The organism is Isoptericola jiangsuensis (genome assembly GCF_048320105.1).
GTDB classification, from domain to species: domain Bacteria; phylum Actinomycetota; class Actinomycetes; order Actinomycetales; family Cellulomonadaceae; genus Isoptericola; species Isoptericola jiangsuensis_A.
Genome location: NZ_CP182942.1, coordinates 1,236,735 through 1,253,737 on the forward strand (window position 1 = coordinate 1,236,735; position 17,003 = coordinate 1,253,737).

16 protein-coding genes are annotated in these 17,003 nt (G+C 73.9%); 8 read left to right on the top strand and 8 right to left on the bottom strand.

Features of this window, described 5'->3' with window-relative positions:
* Nucleotides 1-3 precede the first annotated feature (3 nt).
* The 6 genes from ACNHYB_RS05840 to ACNHYB_RS05865 all read right to left on the bottom strand — a co-directional run bounded on the left by ACNHYB_RS05840 (nt 4) and on the right by ACNHYB_RS05865 (nt 7,542).
* A complete protein-coding gene (locus ACNHYB_RS05840; protein WP_418277466.1) occupies nt 4-1,326 on the bottom strand; it encodes an allantoate amidohydrolase in 1,323 nt (440 codons plus the stop codon).
* Nucleotides 1,326-2,558: a pyridoxal-phosphate-dependent aminotransferase family protein gene (locus tag ACNHYB_RS05845; RefSeq protein WP_418277467.1), complete on the bottom strand. Its 1,233-nt coding sequence runs from the start codon at nt 2,556-2,558 to the stop codon at nt 1,326-1,328. Before ACNHYB_RS05845 ends, ACNHYB_RS05840 begins: the two co-directional genes overlap by 1 nt.
* The gene (locus tag ACNHYB_RS05850; protein WP_418277468.1) at nt 2,555-4,180 is read right to left on the bottom strand and encodes an AtzH-like domain-containing protein; all 1,626 of its coding nucleotides are present in this window, start codon (nt 4,178-4,180) and stop codon (nt 2,555-2,557) included. The genes ACNHYB_RS05845 and ACNHYB_RS05850 overlap by 4 nt, the downstream gene beginning before the upstream one ends.
* Complete coding sequence (locus ACNHYB_RS05855) at nt 4,177-5,280, bottom strand: acetamidase/formamidase family protein (protein WP_418277469.1); 1,104 nt, start codon at nt 5,278-5,280, stop codon at nt 4,177-4,179. The genes ACNHYB_RS05850 and ACNHYB_RS05855 overlap by 4 nt, the downstream gene beginning before the upstream one ends.
* Nucleotides 5,281-5,327: 47 nt before the next feature.
* The gene (allB, locus tag ACNHYB_RS05860) at nt 5,328-6,713 is read right to left on the bottom strand and encodes an allantoinase AllB (RefSeq protein WP_418277470.1); all 1,386 of its coding nucleotides are present in this window, start codon (nt 6,711-6,713) and stop codon (nt 5,328-5,330) included.
* 109 nt (nt 6,714-6,822) lie between these two features.
* Nucleotides 6,823-7,542, bottom strand: coding sequence for a helix-turn-helix domain-containing protein (locus ACNHYB_RS05865; RefSeq protein WP_418277471.1), 720 nt, complete (start codon nt 7,540-7,542; stop codon nt 6,823-6,825).
* Nucleotides 7,543-7,695: 153 nt separating this feature from the next.
* Here ACNHYB_RS05865 and uraD point away from each other — a divergent pair, with 153 nt between their 5' ends.
* The 3 genes from uraD to hpxO are packed head-to-tail and all read left to right on the top strand — an operon-like array spanning nt 7,696 to nt 9,736.
* Nucleotides 7,696-8,208 carry a 2-oxo-4-hydroxy-4-carboxy-5-ureidoimidazoline decarboxylase gene (gene uraD, locus ACNHYB_RS05870; RefSeq protein WP_418277472.1) on the top strand — a complete coding sequence of 171 codons (513 nt, stop codon included), beginning with the start codon at nt 7,696-7,698 and terminating at the stop codon, nt 8,206-8,208.
* Nucleotides 8,205-8,534 carry a hydroxyisourate hydrolase gene (uraH, locus tag ACNHYB_RS05875; protein ID WP_418277473.1) on the top strand — a complete coding sequence of 110 codons (330 nt, stop codon included), beginning with the start codon at nt 8,205-8,207 and terminating at the stop codon, nt 8,532-8,534. The genes uraD and uraH overlap by 4 nt, the downstream gene beginning before the upstream one ends.
* A 5-nt stretch (nt 8,535-8,539) precedes the next feature.
* Nucleotides 8,540-9,736 (top strand): FAD-dependent urate hydroxylase HpxO, encoded by a 1,197-nt coding sequence (gene hpxO, locus ACNHYB_RS05880; protein WP_418277474.1) that lies wholly within the window; start codon nt 8,540-8,542, stop codon nt 9,734-9,736.
* A gap of 288 nt (nt 9,737-10,024) precedes the next feature.
* Here the strand turns inward: hpxO and ACNHYB_RS05885 are convergent, their stop codons facing one another.
* Nucleotides 10,025-11,701, bottom strand: coding sequence for a sodium:solute symporter family protein (locus ACNHYB_RS05885; RefSeq protein ID WP_418277475.1), 1,677 nt, complete (start codon nt 11,699-11,701; stop codon nt 10,025-10,027).
* Nucleotides 11,698-12,021 (bottom strand): DUF4212 domain-containing protein, encoded by a 324-nt coding sequence (locus tag ACNHYB_RS05890; protein ID WP_418277476.1) that lies wholly within the window; start codon nt 12,019-12,021, stop codon nt 11,698-11,700. Before ACNHYB_RS05890 ends, ACNHYB_RS05885 begins: the two co-directional genes overlap by 4 nt.
* Nucleotides 12,022-12,293: 272 nt before the next feature.
* On the opposite strand from ACNHYB_RS05890, the gene ACNHYB_RS05895 reads away from it, so the two are divergent.
* The 5 genes from ACNHYB_RS05895 to ACNHYB_RS05915 all read left to right on the top strand — a co-directional run bounded on the left by ACNHYB_RS05895 (nt 12,294) and on the right by ACNHYB_RS05915 (nt 16,990).
* Nucleotides 12,294-12,758 carry a hypothetical protein gene (locus ACNHYB_RS05895; RefSeq protein ID WP_418277477.1) on the top strand — a complete coding sequence of 155 codons (465 nt, stop codon included), beginning with the start codon at nt 12,294-12,296 and terminating at the stop codon, nt 12,756-12,758.
* Between the two features lie 84 nt (nt 12,759-12,842).
* Nucleotides 12,843-13,184, top strand: coding sequence for a hypothetical protein (locus tag ACNHYB_RS05900; RefSeq protein WP_418277478.1), 342 nt, complete (start codon nt 12,843-12,845; stop codon nt 13,182-13,184).
* On the top strand, nt 13,181-14,869 hold the full coding sequence (locus tag ACNHYB_RS05905) for a cation acetate symporter (protein WP_418277479.1): 1,689 nt from the start codon (nt 13,181-13,183) through the stop codon (nt 14,867-14,869). Before ACNHYB_RS05900 ends, ACNHYB_RS05905 begins: the two co-directional genes overlap by 4 nt.
* On the top strand, nt 14,856-16,175 hold the full coding sequence (locus ACNHYB_RS05910) for a sensor histidine kinase (RefSeq protein ID WP_418277480.1): 1,320 nt from the start codon (nt 14,856-14,858) through the stop codon (nt 16,173-16,175). Before ACNHYB_RS05905 ends, ACNHYB_RS05910 begins: the two co-directional genes overlap by 14 nt.
* 5 nt (nt 16,176-16,180) lie before the next feature.
* Nucleotides 16,181-16,990: a LytR/AlgR family response regulator transcription factor gene (locus ACNHYB_RS05915; RefSeq protein WP_418277481.1), complete on the top strand. Its 810-nt coding sequence runs from the start codon at nt 16,181-16,183 to the stop codon at nt 16,988-16,990.
* Nucleotides 16,991-17,003 lie beyond the last annotated feature (13 nt).

A 17,003-nucleotide genomic window follows, 5' to 3' on the forward strand; every position in this document is an offset into this window, starting at 1 on the left:
GGCTCAGCCCCGGTCGGAGGCGAGCTGCAGCACCGACTCGGCGAGCGCCCGCACCCCGAGCGCCACGTCCGCGGTGGACACCGACTCCCCCGGGTGGTGGCTGATGCCGTCCGGGTTGCGCAGGAACAGCATCCCCACGCCCGTCACGGCACCGATCGACATGCCGTCGTGCCCCGCCGGGCTGAACAGCGTCGTCGGCGCGTCCCCGCCGCGCGGCAGCGTCGAGACGATGCCCTCGCGGACGACGTCCTGCAGCAGCGGCGCGCAGAACACGGCCGGTGCGCTGTGGACCTCGCGGGCCTGCCAGCGCAGGCCGCGCCGGCCCATGATCGCGTCGAGCTCGGCCTCGATCGAGCCCCAGACGGCGTCGCGGCGCTCGTCGAGCTCGCCGCGCAGGTCCAGGCTCAGGTGCGCCTCCCCGGGCACGACGTTCACCGCCCCGGGATAGGCCTCGAGCCGGCCCACCGTCCCGATGACGTGGTGCTCGGCGCGGCAGATCCGTTCGACGGCGAGCGCCGCCTCGCTGGCACCGAGCAGCGCGTCGCGACGCCGGTCGTAAGGGGTGCCGCCGGCGTGCCGGGCCTCGCCGGTGACGACGAGCTGGAAGCGCCGTGCGCTCGCGATGGAGGACACCACCGCGAGGGGTTCGCCGCGGTCGTCGAGCTCCGGGCCCTGCTCGATGTGCGCCTCGAGGTACCCGACGAGCTCCGCGGGGCGGCGCGCGGCCTCCCCGACGCGTGCGGGGTCCAGCCCGAACTCGACGAACGCCTCGCGCAACGTCATGCCGTCGGCGTCGGTGAGGGTCCACCAGTCGTCCCGCCAGAGCCCTGCCACCGCCGACGAACCGAGGAGCGCCTTGCCGAACCGGGTGCCCTCCTCGTCGGAGAAGGCGATCACCTCCAACGCGAACGGCAGCGGGGAGACGAACCCTCGCCCGTCGCCGTCGCCGTCGGCGCGCGGCACGCGCAGCAGACGCACGACCTCCAGCGCCATGAGGACCCCGACGATGCCGTCGTAGCGTCCGGCGTCGGGGACGGTGTCCAGGTGGGAGCCCAGGACGAGCGCGGGGGCGTCCGGGTCCGGGGCGCCGGCCGTGTCCAGGCGGCCGACGAGGTTGCCCGCGGCGTCCTGGCGCGCCGTCATGCCGAGCTCTCGCATCCACTCGGCGGCGAGCCGGTTGACGCGGGCGTGCTCGGCCGAGAGATACACCCGTTCGATGGCGTCCGACGTCGCCGAGACGCGGGCGAGCTCGTCGCAGCGCGCCATGACACGGCGGGCGGCGACGGCGACGCGGTCGCCCTCGGCGACGAGGAGCGGGCCCGCCATCAGGCGGACCGGTACACGTCGGCGGCCGCGGCGACGCCCTCGCCGGGCCGGACCGTCGCCCCGAACCGGTGCAGCACCACGTCCAGCGCGGCGAGCGTGGTCAGGACGGCGTCCTGACGGGCGTTGTAGCCCATCGTGCCGATCCGCCAGACGCGACCGTGCAACGGTCCGAACGACGTGCCGATCTCGACGCCGAAGTCGTCCAGCAGGGCGCCGCGGGCGGCGTCCCCGGGCACGCCGTCGGGGATCTCGACGGCGACGACGTTGTTCATCTTGTGGGCGACGTCCCCAAATACCGTCAGTCCCGCGGCCTGCACCCCGGCGAGCATGGCGGCGCCGGCGAGACGGTGCCGCTCGACGACGGCGGCACGCCCCTCGGCGAGCAGCAGGCGGGCGCACTCGCGCGCACCGTAGAGCATGGACGTCGCCTCGGTGTGGTGGTTGAGGCGCCGCGGCCCCCAGTAGTCGAGGATCTGGCCGAGGTCGAGGTAGTTGGAGCGCACGAAGTCCGCCGCCTCGGGGTCGCCGTCCTCGCGGATGCCGGCCTCGATCTTCTTGCGGGAGGCCACGACGTCGACGGCGCGGGGCGACAGCGTGATCGGCGACGAGCCGGACGGCCCGCCGAGACACTTCTGCAGACCGGCGGTGGCGACGTCGAGCCCCCAGGCGTCGGCCTCGAAGTCGTTCCCGCCGAGCGAGGCGGTGGCGTCGGTGTAGAACAGCACGCCGTGCCGGGCGCAGATCGCCCCGAGCTCGTCGAGCGGCTGGTTCATCGTCGTGGAGGTGTCGCCCTGGACGATCGCCAGCACGTGCGGCCTCACCCGCACGATCGCCTCCTCGATCGCGGCGACGGTGAACACCTGGCCCCACTCGGCCTCGATGGTGTGCACCTCGGCCATGGCACGCTCGGCGATCTCGGCCAGCAGGTGGCCGAACCGCCCGAACACCGGCACCAGCACGCGCTCGCCCGGGCGCACGAGGGACACCAGCGCCGCCTCGATGCCCGCCCGGGAGGTGCCGTCGACGAGCACCGTGGCGTCGTTGTCGGTGGCCCACACGCCGCGGTACAGCTCCTGGGTCTCGTTCATCGTCGCCGTCATGAACGGGTCGTACTGACCGACCAGCGGCGCCGACATCGCGCGCAGCACGCTCGGGTACGCCGAGATGGGGCCGGGTCCCATGAGGAGGCGGGCGGGCGGGTCGATCGGGCCGGGCAGCGGTGCGTGGGTCATGCGGGGGTACCTCCGGGGGCTGGCGTGACGTCGGCGGCGAGGCGGGCGAGGCGCCGGCCGAGTCGGACGAGGGCGATGTCGGTGCCGCTGCGCGCCACCAGGCTCACCCCGACGGGGGCTGGACCGAGACGGGACGGCACGGTCAGCAGCGGCACGGACAGGGCGGGCAGGCCGGCGACGGCGGCCGGGGTGGTCATGCGCAGGGTGGCGGCGCGCACCGCGTCCAGGGCGGTGGCGTCGCGGGTGCGCATCGGCGCGGGCCCCGGCACGGTCGGCAGGAGCAGCGTCCCGTCCGCGACGAGACCGTGCAGCCGGGCGGCCAGCGGGGCGAGCGCACGGCGCGCCGCCGCCTCGTCGTCGGCGGTGAGGGTGGCGGCGGCACGGAACCGTGCGGCCACCGCGCCGTCGACCGCGCCGGGGTGCTCGCGCAGCCACTGCCCGTGGTTGCGCCACGCCTCGACGCCCTGCACCGTGCGGAACGGGTCGAGGTAGTCCTGCAGCGGGCCGACCGAGGCGGTGGTGACCTGCGGTGCGTCCGGGTGGTCGGCGAGCGCGGCCAGCAGCGCCTCGAAGGCGGACCGGGTGGCGGGCTCGACGACGTCGAGCACCTCCGCGGGGACCACGAGGTGCCAGGGGAGGTCGTCGCCCGACTCGCCGTAGACCCGTTCGGTGGACTGCGAGCCGTCGTAGCTCAGGCACCAGTCGGCGACGCGCTGCAGGGTCTCGCCGTCGCGCGTGAGCCAACCGACGGTGTCGAACGACTGCGCCAGCGGCAGCATGCCCTGCCGGGGCACCAGCCCGTGCGTGGTGCGCAGGCCCCACAGCCCCTGGTACGACGCCGGGACGCGCACGGACCCGGCGGTGTCGGTGGCGAGACCGACCTCGGCCTGGCCGGTGGCGACCGCGGACGCCGGGCCGCTGGAGGATCCCCCGGGCAGCGCCCCGGGGACGGCCCCGTTGGGCGGGGTGCCGTAGTGGGCGTTGTCGCCTGCCACGGAGTAGGCGAACTCGTCGGTGCGGGCGATCCCCCGCAGCGACGCCCCGCCGCGCAGCAGGTCCGACACCGCCGGGGCCGTGGACGTCTCCCGCCGTGCGTGGTCGAGGTAGGTCGGGTTGCCGGCGCCGATGCGGTAGCCCTGCAGGGCGAACAGGTCCTTGACCGCCACCGTCAGGCCCGCCAGCGGACCGGTCCAGGCGCCCTGGTAGAGCGGGTCCCCGACGGTCCGCCAGACCCTGCGGTCCAGCGCCGTGGCGCGCGGCGTCACGTGCGCCGCGGTGATGAGCCAGCGCCCCTCGAGGCGCTGCCACACCTGCGTCTGCAGGCCGGTGCCGCCCTGGGCGTACCGGGACACCGAGACGAGCAGGGCGACGTCCGGGCCGAGCTCGCGGTGCTCGACGCGCTCGATGACGCGCGCCGACACGGGCGTGCGCGTGTGCCGGAACGCCGAGATCGCGTCGTGGCCGACCAGCAGCCCGGCACCGTCGCCGCGCAGCGAGCCCTCGCCGGGCGCGAAGGCCGCGTCGAGCGCGTCGAGGTCGTTGGCGACGACGGCGGCCTCGTAGGCGAGGAAGGCGTCGAGCAGGTCAGCGGGCACCGCGTCGGCGCCGACGATCCCGGTCATGCGTCCTGCTCCGGCAGCACCACGGCGTCGAAGTCGGCCTCGCGGATGCGGGCGTGGACGCCGCAGACGACGTCGACCACCTGGGAGATGTCGAAGTCGGTGGCGGCGCTCAGGTAGGCGTAGGCGAGGTGCTCGTCGAGCCCCCAGCGTGCACGGACCAGCGCGATGGCGGCGCGGACGGCCCGGCGCATCGCCTCGTCGAGGTCCTGGTCCATCCCGGTGGGCACCAGGTACCCGCCGGCCCGCACGAGCGGTCCGGTCACCTCGCCGAAGGCGGCCAGCGCCCGTGCGCGGGGCACGACGTCGAACCGCAGCGTCGCGCGCAGCGACGCCTCGAGCGCGGTCAGCGCCACCTCGCCGTCGCCCTGGGCGAAGTGCGGGTCGCCGACGTAGGCGAGCGCGCCGTCGACCTGCACGGGCAGGTACAGCACCGCACCCTCGACGAGCAGGTTGATGTCGATGTTGCCGCCGTGGTCGCCCGGCGGCACCGAGTGGGGCCGGGCGTCACCCGCGACGGCGACGCCCATCGTGCCCAGGAACGGCGCGAGCGGGAACTCCACGACCCGCGGGCCGCCGTCGGACACCGGCAGGGTGCCGACGAGGCGCCCGTCGCGCTCGGCGACGGGGCAGAACACGCTGACGTTGCCCTCGCCGCGCGGGAGCTCGCCGGCGAGCGCCCCCTTGCCGTGCCGGTTGGAGATCACGCCGTACGGCACGCGTGGCACCAGACGCTCCACAGTGATCCGCAGCAGGTCGCCCGGCCGGGCACCCTCGACGCGGACGGGCCCGGTGACGACGTGCGGGCCGTCGGCGACGGGGTCCCGGGCGAGCTCCCGGGCGATCTCGATCGCGTCGTCCAGGACGGCCTCGCGCGGGACGCCGTGGCCCGTGAAGTACGCGACCGGGTCCTTGCCCTGGTCCTCGAGGATGCCCTCGTGGCTGACGGTGTCGAAGGTGACGCTCCGGCCCGGGGCGATGGTCAGCACGGGGGCGTCGGCCGCGCAGGGCAGCCTGCCCCACTGCACCGTGCCCGGCGTCGCCGGCAGGTAGTGGTCGCCGGGGGTCTCGCCCCGGCCGGGCTGGAGGACGGGTGCGGTCATGGGCTCCGTGCCGGTGGTCGTGGGCGCCGCCGTCGGCGTGGCCCGGGTCATCGTCCGCCCGCCGCGACCGTGGTCCGCGCCGCGCGCGCCGACAGCAGGCGTCCTGCGGGGTGCCCGACGACTCCCCCGCCGTCGAGGTCGAACACCGTCTCACCGCGCAGCAGGGTGCGGCGCACGCGCCCCACCAGGGGGCGGTGGTCGTAGGCGGAGACGGGGTTGCGGTGCAGCAGCGCGCCCGCGTCGACGACGAACGCGTCGTCCGGTCCGAAGACCGTCAGGTGCCCGACGGCGCCGGGCTCGATCACGCCGACGCCCTCCAGCCCGGCGACGGCCGCCGGCCCGGTGGTGAACAGCGGCACGAGCCGCTCCAGCGGGACGCCGCGGGTGCGGGCCTCGGTCCACACCGCCGACAGGCCCACCTGCAGCCCGGAGATGCCGCCCCAGGCGAGCCCGAAGTCGCCGTCCCCGGCGCCCTTGAGCTCGACGGTCGACGGCGAGTGGTCGGAGACGATCGCGTCGACGGTGCCGTCCAGGAGGCCCGCCCACAGCAGGTCACGGTTCGCGGCGGCCCGGATCGGCGGGCAGCACTTGAACTCGGCGGCGCCGTCCGGGATCTCCTCGGCCACGAGGGTCAGGTAGTGGGGGCAGGTCTCGACCGTGAGGGCGACGCCGTCGGCGCGGGCCTCGCGGATCACCGGCAGGGAGGCCGCGTCGCTGAGGTGCAGGACGTGGGCGCGCGCCCCGGTGCGACGTGCCGCCGCGACGACGGAGCCGATCGCCGCGGCCTCGCTCGCGGCCGGGCGCGAGGCGAGGAAGGCCTCGTACCCACGGCCGAGCGCGCCGTCGCCGTGCAGCAGGTCCGGATCCTCGGCGTGGACGATGAGCCGCGAGCCCAGCACCGCGACCTCCGCCATCGCGGCGTCGAGGCCGGGCCGGTCCAGGTGGCCGAACTCGGGCACCCCCGACGGCGACAGGAAGCACTTGAACCCGTACGCGCCCGCGTCGTGCAGCGGCGCGAGGCTCCCGCGGTTCTCGGGCACGGCCCCGCCCCAGAAACCGACGTCGACCCGGGCCGACGGCGCGGCGGCGGCGCGCTTGATCTCCAATGCCTCGGCGGTGGTGGTGGGGGGCAGGGAGTTCAGCGGCATGTCGACGATCGTGGTGACCCCGCCGGCCGCGGCGGCCGCCGTCGCCGAGGCGAAACCCTCCCACTCGGTGCGGCCGGGCTCGTTGACGTGCACGTGCGAGTCGACCAGCCCGGGCAGCAGCACGGCGTCCGCGGGGACGTCGACGGTCTCGGTGCCCGCGCCGACGTCCGGGGTCGCGTCGAGGGGCAGGACGTCGGTGATGACGCCGTCGGTGACCACGACGGTGGCCGGGCGGAACGCACCGCCGGTGAAGGTCCGCTCGGCGCGGACGACGACGCGCGTCACGGGGTCGCCCGGGTGGCGGGGGGCGGTGTCACCGGCATGAGGACTCCCAGGGGCAGGGCGCCCGAGGCGCCACCGAACATGTCAAGTCATTGCTTAACACCCTGGGGTTTCACTCCGGTAACGCCGCCGTTGCGCCCTGCAGCGCGGACGCCTCCTGGGGCGGGTCCGCATCGCTTCCGGCGGGCCCTGCGGCCCCTGGGGCCCCCGCGGCGTCGAGGGTGAGCCAGATCGACACCGCGACCTCGTCCGTGGCGTTGACCACCCGGTGCGGGCGCGACGCGGCGAACGACAACGAGCCCCCCGGTCCCAGGCGCACCGACCCCTCGGCGAACTCGAACGTCAGCTCGCCCGCCACCACGTGACCGCAGTCGTACCCCGCGTGCACCAGCATCTCCCCGTCCGGGCTCGACGAGGCCCCCGGCGGGTACGTGGACTCGAACAACGTCACACCGCGCAGCGGCGCCGGCGACAGCTGCCGGTACGTCACCCCCTCGCCGAGGTGGGCCGGCCGGGCCTCCTCACCCCGCGACACCAGCACCCCGGGCACCGGCTCGGCCACGTCCGCCCCGGCCGCGCCCGGCCGCGGCGTCGCCACCGCGACGTCGTCGAAGATCGCCGAGACCGGCACCCCCAGCACCCCCACCAGCTCGACGAGCCGCTGCACCGACGGCTTCATCACGCCCGTCTCGATCTGCGACAGCGCGCTGGAGGAGATCCCCAGCTCCTGGGCGACCGAGGCGAGGGAACGTCCCGAGGCGGTGCGCAGGCTGCGCAGCCGGGTACCGATCTGCGTGGGCAGCGAGGTGTCGTCCACGTTGTCTCCCGTCACGAGGTGTGGACGCATCGTAGGCCGCACGCGACCGTCGTCCACCCGCCCGGCGAGGCCGCGACCAGGACGATCACCGACGACACCTCGTCGTCACAGACCCGAAACCCGGCCGCATCCTGCGCGACGTACCTTCGCCCGACGAGAGGAGCCGGCGTGCACATCGACGAGTTCGACACCCTGGACCCCGCGACGGCCCGTACGGTCGTCGCGGTCTGGGCAGCGGTCCCCCGCTGGGTCGACGCCCTCGTGGCGGGCCGGCCCTACGCCACGACGACGGCGCTGGCCGACCGCGCCGCCGACCTCGCCGCCTCGTGGTCGCGACCCGAGCTGGACGCCGCGCTCGCCCACCATCCCCGGATCGGCGACCGGCCGAGGGGCACCGGCCCGGAGGCCGAGGCGTCCCGGCGCGAGCAGGCGAGCATGTCCGCCGCGGACGCCGACGTGACCGCCCGGATGGCGGCCGGCAACCGCGCCTACGAGCAGCGGTTCGGACGGGTGTTCCTCGTCCGCGCCGCCGGCCGCACCGGCCCCGAGATGCTCGCCGAGCTGGAGCGCCGGCTCGCCAACGACGACGCCACCGAGGTCGCCGAGGCCTGCGCACAGCTCGCCCAGATCGCCCTGACGCGCCTGCACGGCGTGGTGACCGACGAGAGGACCACCCCGTGAGCCACCTGACGACGCACGTGCTGGACGCCGGGACGGGCACGCCCGCCGTCGGCGTCGGGGTCGAGCTGACGGACGGGGGCGACGCCCTCGTGGCCGCCGCCGTCACGGACGCCGACGGGCGGGCCGCCCTCTGCCCCGACACGCTGGCGCCGGGCGTCTACCGCCTGACGTTCGCCACGGGCGCCTACCACGCCGGACGCGGGGTGGAGACGTTCTACCCGGAGGTCACCGTCGCCTTCGAGGTCACCGCCGGGACCGAGCAGCGCCACCACCACGTGCCGCTGCTGCTGAGCCCCTTCGCCTACTCGACCTACCGCGGGAGCTGAGCGCCGTGCGGATCATCGTCGTCGGCGCCGGCGTCGGGGGCGCCAGCGCCGCGATCGCGCTGCGCAGGCTCGGGCACGACGTCGTCGTGCACGACCGGATGCGCGAGAACAAGCCCGTGGGCGCCGCGCTGTCCCTGTGGTCGAACGGGGTCAAGGTGCTCAACTGGCTGGGCCTGGGCGACGAGGTCGCCGCGCTCGGTGGCCGCATGGACGACATGGCCTACCTCGACGGGCGCACGGGCGCCGAGCTGTGCGCGTTCAGCCTGGCCCCCGTGACCGAGCAGACCGGCCAGCGCCCCTACCCCGTGGCCCGGGCCGACCTGCAGAGCCTCCTGATGGACACCGTGGGTGCCGAGCACCTGCACCTCGGCCACGAGATGGTCGGGATCGAGGACGACGGCGAGCAGGTCACCGTGACGTTCGCCGACGGCTCCACCGACACCGGGGACCTGCTCATCGCCGCCGACGGCGCCCGATCCCGGGCACGGGACCACGTCACCGCCGCCGACGAGGGCGGCGAACGCATCGAGCGCACCTACTCGGGCTACACGAACTTCAACGGGCTGATCCCGGTGGACCCGGCGATCGGACCGTCGGACCGGTGGACCACGTACGTCGCGGACGGCAAGCGGGCCGCCGTCATGCCGGTGGCCGACGACCGCTTCTACTTCTGGTTCGACGTCCCCCAGCCGGCGGGACTGCCGTACGACCGCGCCGACGGCAAGGCCCCGCTGGAGCAGGCGTTCGCCGGCTGGGCACCCGGGGTGAAGACCCTCCTGGCGGCGATCGACCCGGCGGTGTCCCTCAACCGCGTGGAGATCTGGGACATCGACCCGTTCCACACGTGGACCCGTGGCCGCGTGGCGCTGCTCGGCGACGCCGCCCACAACACCGCGCCCGACATCGGCCAGGGCGCGTGCCTCGCCCTGGAGGACACGTTCGCCCTGGCGATCATCCTGGCGACCAACACCGTCAGCGTCCCCGACTCCCTGCGCCGCTACGCCGCGAGCCGCTCGCAGCGCGCCGCCGACCTCGTGCTGCGGGCCCGGGCCCGCGGTGAGGAGACCCACGGGTACGACGCCGCCACCACCGCCGCCTGGTACGACAGCCTGGCCGGCACCGACGGCACCGACATCATCCGCGGCATCGTCGGCAACATCTCCGGCTCCCCCGTCAACCTGGGCGTGGGTCTGTCTGACTGACGGCGGGTGGGTCTCGGCCCGACGCCTTCTCACCGAGCCCGCCGCGACGACGAGCGTCGCTGGACACACGGGAGCGTCCCGATCCACCATCCACCGACACGCCCTGCCAGTCGTCGAGGACACCGGCACGGTGCTGCCGACAGCTGCGCCTCCGCCCGAGGCACCGCGCGGCGGACGGCACGCCACGCAGCGATCACCCAGGACCGCCATCGACTGCTCAGCCCACCCACGAAAAGGGTGGGAGTGCTGCTCCCCGCGCGGGGAGCAGCACTCCCACCCGACCTCGACCTACTCGGACTCGGTCGCCGGCGCCTCCACCCGTGCCGCCGGGTAGCGGATGCCCTCGACCATCTCCTGGACGTGCTCGGACGGTGGTGCGGTCAGCTTGGACACCACGACCGTGACGATCGTGTTGACCAGCGCACCGAGCGCACCGATGCCCTCCGGCGAGACGCCCCCCACGAACTCGTGGGCGGACGTGCCGAACACGTCCAGGGTGTAGACCATGTAGGACGCGGTGAACACCAGACCGGTGATCATGCCGGCCGCGGCCCCGACGGCGTTGGCGCGCTTCCAGAAGATCCCCAGCACGAGGATCGGGAAGAACGTCGACGCCGCCAGCCCGAAGGCGAAGGCGACCACCTGGGCCACGTAGGCCGGCGGGTTGATGCCGCCGTAGATGGCCACGACCACGGCCAGGCCCATCGCGATGCGTCCCACGAGCAGACGCTGCGACTCCGAGGCCTCCTTCTTCACGACCCGGAAGTACAGGTCGTGCGAGACGGAGGAGGAGATGACGAGCAGCAGCCCGGCCGCCGTCGACATCGCGGCCGCCAGACCACCGGCGGCCACCAGGCCGACGATCGGCGCGGGCAGGCCCGCGATCTCCGGGGTGGCGAGCACCAGGATGTCGTTGTTGACGATGAGGTCCGCCCCGGAGGCGGGGTCGTTGCTCAGCGTCGTGACCGTGGTCGCCGTGTCGGACACCGTGACCAGGCCCGTCGCCGCCCAGTTGTTCACCCAGGCCGGCAGCGAGGCGACCGCCACGCCGTCCACGGAGTTCATCAGGTTGAGCTTGGTGAACGCGCCCACCGCGGGAGCGGTCGTGTAGAGCAGCCCGATGAACACCAGCGCCCAGAACGCGGAGAACCGCGCACCACGGACCGACTTGGTCGTGTAGAAGCGGATGATCACGTGCGGCAGGCCCGCGGTGCCGATCATGAGCGACATCGTCACGAGGAACACGTCGATCTGCGGGCGGGCCGCGAACGCCTCGGTGTAGGCCGCCAGCCCGAACTTCTCGCTCAGCGCGTCGAGCTCGCCGAGGATCTGGCCGAAGGTCACCTGCGGGACGGGGAACCCGGTCATCTTCTGCGCGATCGTCCACGCCGGGATCAGGTAGGCGACGATCATCACCGAGTACTGGGCCACCTGGGTCCAGGTGATGCCCTTCATGCCGCCGAGCACGGCGTACAGGAAGATGACGACCGCGGCGACGGCCACGCCGCCCTCGATCGACAGGTTGAGGAAGCGGCTGAACACGATGCCGCCGCCGCGCATCTGCCCCACCACGTAGGTGAACGACACGATGATCGCGGCCACCGCCGCGATGAGGCGCACGTACTCGGAGTACCGGTCGCCCACGAACTCCGGGACGGTGAACTTGCCCCACTTGCGCAGGTACGGGGCGAGCAGCAGGGCCAGCAGCACGTAGCCGCCGGTCCAGCCCATGAGGTACACCGAACCGTCCGACCCGAGGAAGGCGATGAGGCCCGCCATGGAGATGAAGGACGCCGCGGACATCCAGTCGGCGGCGACGGCGGCCCCGTTGGCGACCGCCGGGATGCCCTGGCCGGCCACGTAGAAGCCCTTGGTCTCCTTCACCCGGCTGCGCCAGGCGATGTAGAGGTAGACCGCGAAGGAGATCCCCACGAAGACGAGGGTCCAGGTCTGGATGGCGCTCACAGTCGGCGTCCTTCCTCGTCACGCTCGGCGACGCCGTACTCGTCGTCGAGCCTGTCCATGCGCAGGGTGTACACGAGGATCAGGATGATGAACGTGTAGATCGAGCCCTGCTGGGCGAACCACAGACCGAGCGGGAAGCCGGCGATGACGATCTGGTTGAGCTGCTCGATGAGCAGGATGCCGCACACGAACGACACCAGGAACCAGATCACCAGCAGCACGACCATCAGCCGCAGGTTCTTCTTCCAGTACTCCTTGCGCCACCCGTTCACCGGGGGTGACCCCGGTTCGGGTGAGATCTCCGGTTCGCTGCCAGCCATCGGACGCTCCCTTCGTCGCGGTGCCTGCGGACGTCGTCGTCCGCAGCACGTCCGTACCCGTACGCGACGAGAGAATCGCACCGTCGGTGCTGGTCACAAGACCTTCACGCCGGACGGCGCGGAGCATCCCGCGAACGGTCGGTCCGGGGCCCCGACCGGCGAACGGCCCCACCACGACCGTTCGGGGGCGTGGCAGGACCGTTGGCGGGACGAAGTCCGCCGTTCGTCGATCCGCCGCCGTCACGGCGTCGCCCGGCACCTACAGTCGGTCCATGGCCTCGACGACGAGCGCGTCCCTCGCCAACCTGCTCCGGGCGGGTGGCCGGGTCCCGACGCGGCGCAAGCGGATCCTGCACCCCGGAAGCGTGGGCATGCTGGTGGGAGGTCTCGCCGTGATCGTGGGCAGCCTCCTGCCGTGGGTCATCACCCCGGTCGGCACCCTCAGCGGCACGGCCGGTCCCGGCCTGTGGACGCTGTGCGGCGGGTTCATCGCCGTCGCGGGAGCACTGTTCCCCCGGCGCTGGTTCGCGATCATCCACGCCCTCGTCGCGGGCGGCACCGTCGCCCTGGTGGCCGGCTGGCAGCTGGTCCGTCTGGTCCAGGTCAGCGCCGCGACGGACGCGTGGGGGCAGGCGATGCCGGGCATCGGGCTGGTGCTCGTCTCCGGCGGCGCCGTCGTCCTGCTCGCGACCGCCGTGCGCCTGCTGCGCACCCCGGCGGTCGTCGAGGGCGGGTGACGGTACCCGGGCGTGGGTGAGAACCGCCCGCACCCCCCGTGGAGGCCTTTCCTCCGGGCGCCGCGCTCCGTAGTGTGCACCGACATGGACGACGACGTCGACGCCCGCGACACGGCGGCGGAGGTGGACGCCACCTTCCGCACGCTGCGGCGCGTCGCGGTGGGCTACTTCGCCGTGTTCCTGCTCGTCGTGGCAGCCTTCCCCGTGCTCTCCCTGACGCTGGACTGGTGGTCGACGGCACGGCTCGTGGGCGGCATGAGCCCGGGCTTCCTCGTCGCGGCGTTCGGGCTGTACGTCTTCTTCGCCGTCCTGGGGCTCGCGGCCGCCCGGCTGTCGTCCGCCGTCGAGCAGCGCATGCTCGGCGGTGACGACGCCCCCGGGTCCGACGACGCCACCGCGCGACCGTTCGAGGACCAGGCGCCGTGACCGGCGCCGGGACGGGGACGCTCCTCGGGGTGCTGGCGGTGGTGCTGGCCGTGGCGGTGCTGACGCGACCGCGCGGCACCTCGACCGTCGACTTCTACCTCGCGGGCCAGCGGGTCGGCGTGGCCACGAACGCGTGGGCCATCTGCGGCGACTACTTCTCGGCGGCGTCGTTCCTGGGGGTCGCGGCCGCGGTGTACGCCACCGGGCTCGACGGCGCCTGGTACGCCGTGGGGTTCGCGGCCGGATTCGTGCCCGTGCTGCTGTTCGTCGCCGCCCCCCTGCGCCGGTTCGGGGAGTTCTCCATCCCGGACTTCCTCGGACGCCGGCTCGGCTCGGAGAAGGTGCGCCTGGTGGCCGTCGGCGTCGTGCAGATCATCATCCTGTCCTACCTGGTGCCCCAGACCGTCGGGTCGGGGATCACCTGGGAGCTGCTCGTGGGCGAGGGGATCGGCGGCCTGTCCCCGTACGCGACGGGGATCCTCGTGTCGACCGCCGTCGTGGCCGCCCTGGTGGCGTTCGGCGGGATGCGCGGGACGACGTGGACACAGGCCGTGCAGTTCCTGCTGCTGCTCGCCGCCCTGGTGTGGCTCGCCGCGACCGTGGTGGCCGAGGGGTTCGACTACGGCGACGCCGTGTCGCACATCTCGACCGAACCGCTCGGCAACGCGACCGACGGCGACGTCGTCCCGGAGCAGAGCGCGCTGCACCCCGGTGAGCCGGCCGTGTTCGGCGAGCCCGGTGCCCGGTACGGCGGGCTCGGCCAGTTCGCCCTCATCGTCACCCTCGCGATGGGCACGGCAGGACTGCCGCACGTCATGAACCGGTACTTCACGTCCCCCACCGGTTCGGCGGCACGGACCACGACGGTGTGGGTGCTGTGCCTGGCGGGCGTGTTCTACTCGCTGGCCGTCATGCTCGGCACCGCCGCCCGCGAGCTCGTGCCCGCCGCCGTGGACGACCACCCGTGGCTCCGGGAGCTCACCGTCGACGGCGTCCTGACCACCCCGGAGCACGCGCTGCCCGTCCTGGGACGGATCTTCGGCGGGGACGCCGGCATGGGCGTGGTGGCCGCCGCCGCCCTCATCGCGGTGCTGTCGACCGTGGCCGGGCTGCTCCTGGCGGCCGCCGCCTCGTGGGGCCACGACGTGTACGAACGGCACATCAACCCGCGGGCGACGCAGCGCCAGGCCGTGCTGGCCGGGCGGGTGTTCACGCTGCTGACCGCCTGCGCGGCGGCCGTGCTCGGTCTGACGCTGCGGCCGGGCACGTTCGACGGCGTCACCCCGTCCATCGTGGCCACGATGGTCACGTGGGCGTTCGCGATCGCCGGGTCCGCCCTCACCCCGGTGTTCATCCTGGCGATCTGGTGGCGGCGCACGACGGCGCGCGGCGCCGTGACGGGCATGCTCACCGGGCTGACCGCGGCCGTCGCGATGTTCACCACGGGGGCGCTGGCGGACGGCGGGCTCCTGGACGAGGTCCTCGTGACGCCCACCCTGGTGGCCGCCCCGCTCGCCGCCGCCGTGACGGTGCTGGTCTCCCGGCGCACTGCTCCCCCGCCCGACGTCGAGGAGTCGTGGTTGATCATGCACGGCACCGCCGCCGACCGCCGGGCCGAACGTCTCGCCCGGCTCGTGGTCGCGGAGGGCCGACGACGACGGGAGGTGCGCCGTGCGCGCCGGTAGCCCGCTGCTGGCGGCCGTCCTGGCCGGTGCCTGGGCGGTCGTCTACCTGGTCACCCAGGTGCTCGTGACCCCACCGCTGGCGCCCCTGGCGACCGTGGTCGCCGGCGTCGTGGTGAGCACCGTCGTCGTGCTCGGCTACCCGTCCGCGCTGCGCGGCCCCCGCGCCGCACGCCCCCCGCGGCCGACCCAGGCGCCGAAGGACCCGCGCGGCGTGCGCGACGGTCTGACGATCGCCGCCGCCGGTCGCTCCGTGCCGCTGCGCCACGGCCTCACCCCGGACGCCGCACGCCGCACCGCCCAGCTCATCCGGCCGCTGCTCGGCGGTGACGCCATCGCCATCACCGACACCGAGCAGGTCCTCGCGTTCGTCGGGCCGGGCGCGGACCACCACCACGTCGGCGGCGGCCTGCAGACCCGCATCGCCAAGGTCGCGCTCGGCAAGCGGCGCACCGTCGTCGTGCACGCCCGCGACGGCATCGGATGCCCCGAACCCGACTGCCCGCTGCGCACCGCCGTCGTGGCGCCCCTGGCCATCGGTGAGCGGGTCGTCGGGACGCTCAAGGTGTACCGCGTCCACGACGAGCCGCCGCCGCGCGTGCTGGTCGACGACATGGCCTCGATGCTGTCGCTGCACCTGGAGCTGGCGGAGATGGACCGCGAGCGCCACCTCGCCGCGGACGCGAAGCTCGACGCGCTGCGGGCGCAGATCAACCCGCACTTCCTGTTCAACATCCTCAACACGATCGCCTCGAAGTCGCGCACCGACCCCGACGAGGCGCGCCAGCTGCTGCTGCGCCTGAGCGACTTCTTCCGGTACGCGGTGCGGCAGGACGGCCACTTCGCCGAGTTCAGCCAGGAGTACTTCTTCGTGCGCACGTACGTGTCGCTGGAGCAGGCGCGGTTCGGGGACCGGCTGACGGTGCGCTACGACATCGACCCGCAGGTGCTGACCAGTCGCGTGCCGGTGCTGGTGATCCAGCCGCTGGTGGAGAACGCCGTCAAGCACGGCGTGGCGGACTCGGTCACGGGCGGCACCGTGCACCTGCGCACGCGGGTGGACCCGCTGACGCGCACCACGTCGATCCGGGTGTCCGACGACGGGGCGGGGATGGCGCCGGAGGTGCTGGAGAGGCTGCTGGCAGGCCGGCGTCCGGGGCAGGCCGACGGCACCTCGAAGCACTCGGGGGTGGGATTGTGGAACATCTCCCAGCGGCTGGACGCCCTGTTCGGCGACCGCTACACGTTCGACGTCGCCTCCTCGCCCGGCAAGGGCACCACCGTCGACCTGAAGATCCCGCTAAGGTGACGCGCGTGCGACCCAAGGCCCTGATCGTCGACGACGAGGCCCCCGCCCGCGCGGAGCTGCGCTACCTGCTCGAGGAGGTCGGGCAGGTCCAGGTGGTGGGCGAGGCGACCAACGGCGAGGAGGCGCTGCTCCTGCTGGGCTCGGTGGACTACGACCTGGTGCTGCTGGACGTGCGCATGCCCGGCGGGTCCGGGCTCGACGTGGCCGCCGCGCTGCAGGGGCGTGCCGAGGCCCCCAAGGTCATCTTCACCACGGCCTACCCCGACCACGCCGTGGACGCCTTCGACCTCGCGGCCGCGGACTACCTGCTCAAGCCGTTCGACGCCGAACGCCTGGCCCGCGCGATCGAGCGGGCGCTGGGGCCGGACGGCGGCGCCGAGACGGCGTCGAGCCCGGCCGCGCCGGCGTCGTCGAGCCCGGCAGGTCCGGCCGGCGGGTCGACGGCGGACCCGACCACGACGGCGTCGTCGACGCAGGACGACTCCCTGGTGCGGATCCCCGTGCAGAAGGACGGTCGCACCGTGCTCGTGGACGGCGCCTCCATCGTGTACGCGAGCGCCGCGCGCGGGTACTCCTACCTCAAGCTCGCCGACGAACGGCTGCTGGTGACGATGTCCCTCAACGAGCTGGAGCGGCGCCTGCGGGGGCACTTCTTCCGGGCGCACCGGTCCTACCTGGTCAACCTCGACCACGTGCGCGAGCTGGTGCCCGACTTCCAGGGGGCGCTGGTCGTCGTGATGGACGACCGTCAGCGTTCCCGGGTCGAGGTCGCCCGCCGTCACGCCCGCGAGCTGCGCCGCCGCTTCGGCCTGTGAGGTCGGCGCGCAT

Excerpts from the sequence above, each read along its gene's own strand:
- ACNHYB_RS05840 (WP_418277466.1), bottom strand. The coding sequence starts at position 1,326 with ATGGCGGGCCCGCTCCTCGTCGCCGAGGGCGACCGCGTCGCCGTCGCC.
- ACNHYB_RS05845 (WP_418277467.1), bottom strand. The coding sequence starts at position 2,558 with ATGACCCACGCACCGCTGCCCGGCCCGATCGACCCGCCCGCCCGCCTC.
- ACNHYB_RS05850 (WP_418277468.1), bottom strand. The coding sequence starts at position 4,180 with ATGACCGGGATCGTCGGCGCCGACGCGGTGCCCGCTGACCTGCTCGAC.
- ACNHYB_RS05855 (WP_418277469.1), bottom strand. The coding sequence starts at position 5,280 with ATGACCGCACCCGTCCTCCAGCCCGGCCGGGGCGAGACCCCCGGCGAC.
- ACNHYB_RS05890 (WP_418277476.1), bottom strand. The coding sequence starts at position 12,021 with ATGGCTGGCAGCGAACCGGAGATCTCACCCGAACCGGGGTCACCCCCG.
- ACNHYB_RS05895 (WP_418277477.1), top strand. The coding sequence starts at position 12,294 with ATGGCCTCGACGACGAGCGCGTCCCTCGCCAACCTGCTCCGGGCGGGT.
- ACNHYB_RS05900 (WP_418277478.1), top strand. The coding sequence starts at position 12,843 with ATGGACGACGACGTCGACGCCCGCGACACGGCGGCGGAGGTGGACGCC.